This window comes from Jutongia huaianensis (genome assembly GCF_014384985.1).
Lineage (GTDB): Bacteria > Bacillota > Clostridia > Lachnospirales > Lachnospiraceae > Jutongia > Jutongia huaianensis.
In genome coordinates, this window is record NZ_JACRSX010000020.1 from 47,144 (window position 1) to 53,200 (window position 6,057).

Consider the following 6,057-nt stretch of genomic DNA (forward strand, 5'->3'; position numbering starts at 1 on the left):
CTCTTCTTTCTGCTATAATAGTCCTGCAAACAATCTCATAAACAACTGTACGAGCCGTAAATATGCACTCCGTCCTGTGCGGTACTTTTCGGTCACTTCCCTGCATTCATTCATGGTTGCTCCCAGATCATCTCTTATATCCAAAACTGTCTGACTATCCGCCATAAAACAACCATTTTCAAAGTGGTGATAAAGCAATGCCATTCAGTTAAGCATCATTTTAGTGGTTTTCTGTCATAGAAAGCCACTGTTTTTATACCTAAAAACTTTAAAAATATTACAAAAAACAGTTGACAAGTAAGCCAATATATGTTGCGTAAGCCTTGATTATAAACATATTTCAAGGAGGCTCATTATGGCTGATTTTTTCTTATCTAATTTAAAATCCACACTCGACAACTGCATCACAGAACTCGATGAAATTCACTCCATGTTCTGCCGTAATCCGGAAAGTGATTTTACCAGGAACCGCAAACTTTCTTTCCGCGAGTATATTCAGTTTATGCTCCAGATGCAGAGTAAATCCGTTTCAAATGCAGTAAACATATGCAGGGCATATCTCAAACACGATGGTAACGAAACAGAGTCCATGCTTCTCATGCAAAAGTATCTGACACCTGTCAAGTACAATCGAAAATATCCTATCCACCTCCGTCCAAAGAGAAATAGGGATTTCATGTATCGGGTTGCATAAATCTCGTTACCATTATACTGCATTATAAGGCAGATAAGCAATCTGTCTTTTTGTCATAAAAAACCTTATCTAAATGACATTGAATGATTTATTTTCTATCTAAAATTTTATTAAACCGACTAAAGACTCCATAGTTTGTGTGTTTGACATACTGTTTATATCTATCTTCTCCTAAATATTTTTCTAGTCATTGCAATATAAAATTGCTTATACAGTCTCTCCCTTAAGAGTCCTGGTATTCTGGATAATATACAGAGCGACCGATATGACCATCATTATAGCGCACAAACCAATCAACAGATCTGATACCATCGGTGTAATTTGGAACCATATAATATGCACCGCTGCAGTTCCATATAATAAAAATGTTACTATCTTTCCATGCCAGTCTGCACCATGTACTTTTCCTGTCTTTCGTATCACAAGACATCCACTGACTACCATATACAGCTCCTTACCTGCCATTATTACGATTAAAAGAAGCATATGCGGAAAACGAGTAAACAGACAGATTAACATCGCTGCCTGTGTCAGCTTATCAGCCACCGGATCAAGTATTTTTCCTAAATTACTAATCCTATGGAATCTTCTTGCGATATATCCATCAGCAAGATCCGTAAGACCAGACAGCAATAAGATTTCACCAGCTAACAGAGGATTTTTCTTTACACAATAACTCCATATAATTACCGGAATCAGACAAAGCCGAAAAAAAGAAAGAAGATTAGGAACCGTAATAATTCTATTCAAATTTTCTTCCTGATTCACTTCACTCTGCATGTACGGTCACATCACTTTCCTTTTTTTTAGACATAAACCAATAAAATATAACACAAAATGCTAAAGCAAACACAACACCAAAAACATTTTGAATCACTCTAAGACTAACCGCTCCTTGTAGTCCATAAGTCTCTGCAGCAATGGCTAAAGCACCAAATGTGTTAAATACTGCCTGCCAGCCATATTGTGCTGAAAATCCTACACCGATTCCACCAAGAATTCCTATATATGCATAGATTGACGAAGGAAGCAGAAAATATAATACTGTAAAACATATAACACCTGCAATATTTCCGACAATCCTTTTACGGACTCTGTAGTGCATATCTTCCATAAATGGCAAAATCGCTGACATGGCCGCAATACCAGCCCACATTGCACGTGGCATATTACAAAGTTCTGCAATGCAAAGGACAATCGGTACGCATAAAATCTGACATATCTGCCATTTTGTTCTGGAAGAAGTGATATCAAATTCTTGTATCAGATCTTTCAGATTTCTTTTATAAGTTCTGTTTTTATGATTTCGATAAAATACAAAGCAGGTAAGTGCTGCACCTAAAGCCATTCCGACTAATCGCATCTGATAGCTTTTTCCCGTAACATCATAACCATATAGCAGCAGATACCCAAGAACCAATGTAGATTGATTAAACATGAATGGATTATGGCATCCGAACAGAATCAACACAGCCAGTGCCGCAATATTTAACAGCATTCCCAATACCGGTGAAAACTGATTTGCTAAATGCGGACATACAGTCATAATTACAAAGAACAAAGCCAAAAGCATCGTAGATTGTCCGGTGTGGATCCCCAGATCCGCATTCCGAAATACCATAAGGCATAATAAAACTACTACACCCACAATACTATTCTCATTTCCAAATAAGATACTGAAAATAGTAACAAATAAAAAACAAAATGCCATTGTAACAGCTATCTTCACCAGATATACCCACATATGATATGATTTTTCTTTCACTGTTTCACTCTTTTTCAACAGATTTTTAGAACCTGCCTGATTTAACTGCAATTCCTGATAAAATGTCATGTAATTCCTCCTCTATCTGTTTTTCTTAAACTTATATGGCCTCATCTTTCTGTATTGGAAGCTCTACAACAAATCTGCATCCACCATATTCACGGTTTTCTGCTTTGATTGTTCCTCCGGCACTATCTACAATCCGTTTTACAAGTGCAAGACCTAGGCCATTTCCTTCTGCTTTATGAGATCCATCTACCTGATAGAACTTGTCAAATATTCTGGATTTTACATCATCCTCTATTCCCGGTCCTTCATCTTCCAGAATGAACTTAACAGAATCCTGTTCTTTTTTCAGAAACATCGTAATTGTCCCCTTTGAAGGGCTGAACTTAATCGCATTATCCAAAAGATTTATCCAGATATGCATAAAAAGTCCTTCATTCCCAGTATATTTAACTTCCTCCAATTCTACCTGAAAACCAATTTCTTTTTCTGTCCATTTTGTTTCCAATGAAAGAAATGCCTGGCGGATCTGTTCATCCAGACGATATTCTGTTTTTTTCATTGGTATATTCTGATTCTCTAACTTGGATAACAGCAAAATATTACCAACCAATCCGGAAAGTCTTTGGGTGTTAAATAAGATTTTTTCTACATATTCCTCTTGATCCGGAGACAGTTCTTCTCCCTGAAGCAGCATTGTATATCCTTCAATGGCATTAATCGGGGTCTTAAACTCATGAGAAACATCAGATACAAAATCCATCTGCAGCACCTCTGTTGCACGAAGTTCTTTTGTCATAACGTTAAAACTTTGATAAGATTCTCCAACTTCTGCTATACGGCTGTTCGTTTCCAAATGCTGTTCAAAATCTCCCCGAGAAACTTCCTTCATTGCTTTACTAAGCCTAGTAATTGGTTCCAGTAACTTTGCATTAATAAAGGAAGTGATCAGCCCTGCAATCAATGTATTGAAAATCAAAAGCCAGCCAAGCACAGGTATGCTGCCCGGCAGATTAAAAAAATGATTCAAAAAAGCAAATAATAAAGCAGATATGACTGTTGAAAATACAAGTGCCAGCCAGATTGCACCAGTCAGACAGGATCGGATCCGCAATCCTTTTTCTTTCTTTTGTTCCATTATTTTTTCACCACCTTGTATCCAATTCCACGCATTGTTACGATTTCAAAATCAGGGTTATCTTTAAAACGCTCTCTGATTCTTCCTATATGTACCTCTATCGTATGTGGGTCTGCCTCCGTCTCGTATCCCCATACTTCATCCATCAACTGTTGTTTTGTAAATGTTCTGCCTGGCGAAGCTGCAAGCTTATATAAAAGCAGGAATTCTTTTTTAGGCAAAACAAGACTTTCCTTATCAGTTGTAACCGTCATTACATCATAATCAAACTCTGTTGAACCGATCACAATTTTGTGTTCATTCAGTATCTGTGCACGGCGAAGCAGTGCTCCGACTCTTAAAACCATTTCATTCACATTTACCGGTTTTACCATATAATCATCACTTCCCGAAAGAAATCCCTGGCGCATATCATCAAAGGAACCTTTCGCAGTGATCATAAGCACTGGTATCTGATATCCTGCTGAACGAAGTTCTGACACCAGTTCATAGCCATCCATAACCGGCATCATAATATCAGAAATGATCAGATCAATATATTCCTTATCCAATACTTCTAATGCCTGTGCTCCATCCGATGCACTTTTGACCTGATATCCATTCTTCTCAAGCACTTTTTGGAATAGCTGGCTTAATTCTTTATCATCTTCTACAATCAATATTTGAAACACGTTTTCCTTCCTCCTTAATTAAAACAGATACCTTGCCCATCCAAGCAGATGCTGTACCAAAAATATTTTTCTCTGACGTTTCTTTGTTAATTCGATTGGCTCTACATGATATGGATCACGATAGGTTCCATCTTCCAATACCTGGCGGGACACTCTTTCATATTCCATCATGCCCTCTTCCAACTGTTTATTAATATCTTTACTGCGAATTACAAGCATCAGTTCCGTATCCAGATATGCACTTCTCATGTCCATATTAAAGGAACCGATTACAGACAGATCATCGTCAATCAGAATACTTTTTCCGTGGTATGAATAACCGCCTTCATATTCCCAGATATTAATTCCTGTACTTAAGATTCTATTTCTGTTTTTCGCATAATCGGCAGCCCCAAATGGATTCCCATTATTCGCAACTGAATTTGTCATGATAGAAAAATCTGAAACGTTCTCTGCAATCTCCTCCCATGTATTATACATCATATCATTACAGATAATATATGGCGTGTGGATCTTCACACGATTTTTTGCATTTTTCATCAATTCTCCCAACTGATACCACACTACTGGTTCTTTGGAACCTGTGTGAATAGGATTTGACACTAATGCAATCTTTTCTGTCTCAAAAGTTTCGTCCGTGTAATCGGTATCGCAGATTCTTTCCTTATTCTCTTCAAAATATTTCTGATAGCCGTTCTGCAGCTCTAAAACTGCGTTCTTTACAGATTTTCTATTTGCCAGTTTTTTATTGTCATGAAAATAACCACTGTCTTCTTGTTCCCATATCGTTTCAAAATACTCTAACAACTGGTTAACTGAATTTTCTTTCTCAGGTTCATCGCAAACCACTAACACGTCTCTGTCATAGTTCTTATGTCCCGGAAAATCACCCAGGAAATAATTGTATGTATTTCTTCCCCCAAGAATATATCTCTTTCCATCTGCAATCAAATATTTATCATGCATTCTACCCATCATCTTCCATGGTTTCAACGGATTGGCCTTATTATATAGTTTAATTTCAACATTCTCATGGGAAGATAATCCATAGAAATACGGATTTCCTTCCATATCAATCCAGCTCTCCATTCCATCTACTAACAGACGAATATGTACACCTCTGTCTGCCGCATCATGCAGTGCTCCTAAAATCAATTTTCCACTTTCATCGGATTGAAATGCAAAAGTAGAAAGAATAATTTCCTTTTTTGCATTCTTGATCAAACGCACTCTTTGTAAAAGCGCTTCTGGATTCTTTTCTATGATTACTGCCCGTTCTGTATTTTCACTGCATTCGTTCCATGACCCATTTTTTGTTTCTTTTTTGGTTGTATTGGACACTTCCGGCTGCTTTTTATATGCAACGCAGATTCCGATCAATTCATAAAAAGCCACACATAAAAAAATTGCCAGTATAACAAGAAGGATTTTACATATTTTATACTTTTTCATTGTACATCACCTGATTCCTTTTTATTTCATACTTATACAATACAAAGTCAATCTCAATTTAACCTCAACAAAATTTATTTTTCATAAAAAATATGAAGGAGCTTTTCTTACTCCGTTGTATTAATCACTATTTTATTTCTTCCATAAGCTGTCGGATTTTTCTCAATGTACACCGTGTAACTGCCAGGTCTTCTTCTTGTATATTCGATACGATTTTTTCATAAGCTTCTATCATTTTTTCTTTCTGACAATTACTTAATTCAATTGCCTTGTTCGTCAAAACAAGGTACGTTCTTTCTTTTTTCTCATCTAATTTCCAGGATAAGAAAAA

6 protein-coding genes and 2 pseudogenes are annotated in these 6,057 nt (G+C 36.7%); 1 reads left to right on the plus strand and 7 read right to left on the minus strand.

Annotated elements, in window-relative coordinates; translation table 11 throughout:
* Positions 1-12: 12 nt before the first annotated feature.
* Positions 13-195: pseudogene (locus H8704_RS12250) on the minus strand (hypothetical protein); the annotation flags it as partial.
* 160 nt (positions 196-355) lie between these two features.
* Here H8704_RS12250 and H8704_RS12255 point away from each other — a divergent pair.
* The gene (locus H8704_RS12255) at positions 356-694 is read left to right on the plus strand and encodes a hypothetical protein (protein WP_249298446.1); all 339 of its coding nucleotides are present in this window, start codon (positions 356-358) and stop codon (positions 692-694) included.
* Positions 695-901: 207 nt separating this feature from the next.
* On the opposite strand, the gene H8704_RS12260 is transcribed toward H8704_RS12255, so the two are convergent.
* The 6 genes and pseudogenes from H8704_RS12260 to H8704_RS12285 form a co-directional block, all read right to left on the minus strand.
* A complete protein-coding gene (locus tag H8704_RS12260; RefSeq protein ID WP_006858451.1) occupies positions 902-1,474 on the minus strand; it encodes a CDP-alcohol phosphatidyltransferase family protein in 573 nt (190 codons plus the stop codon).
* Positions 1,464-2,528, minus strand: coding sequence for an FUSC family protein (locus H8704_RS12265; protein ID WP_249298447.1), 1,065 nt, complete (start codon positions 2,526-2,528; stop codon positions 1,464-1,466). Before H8704_RS12265 ends, H8704_RS12260 begins: the two co-directional genes overlap by 11 nt.
* Positions 2,529-2,559: 31 nt before the next feature.
* Positions 2,560-3,603: a HAMP domain-containing sensor histidine kinase gene (locus H8704_RS12270; protein WP_249298448.1), complete on the minus strand. Its 1,044-nt coding sequence runs from the start codon at positions 3,601-3,603 to the stop codon at positions 2,560-2,562.
* Entirely contained in the window at positions 3,603-4,274 is a 672-nt protein-coding gene (locus H8704_RS12275) for a response regulator transcription factor (protein ID WP_249298449.1), read from the minus strand. Before H8704_RS12275 ends, H8704_RS12270 begins: the two co-directional genes overlap by 1 nt.
* An 18-nt stretch (positions 4,275-4,292) precedes the next feature.
* Positions 4,293-5,726, minus strand: a complete 1,434-nt coding sequence (locus H8704_RS12280) for a phospholipase D family protein (RefSeq protein WP_055175213.1) — start codon at positions 5,724-5,726, stop codon at positions 4,293-4,295.
* Between the two features lie 127 nt (positions 5,727-5,853).
* Positions 5,854-6,057: pseudogene (locus tag H8704_RS12285) on the minus strand (MarR family winged helix-turn-helix transcriptional regulator); the annotation flags it as partial.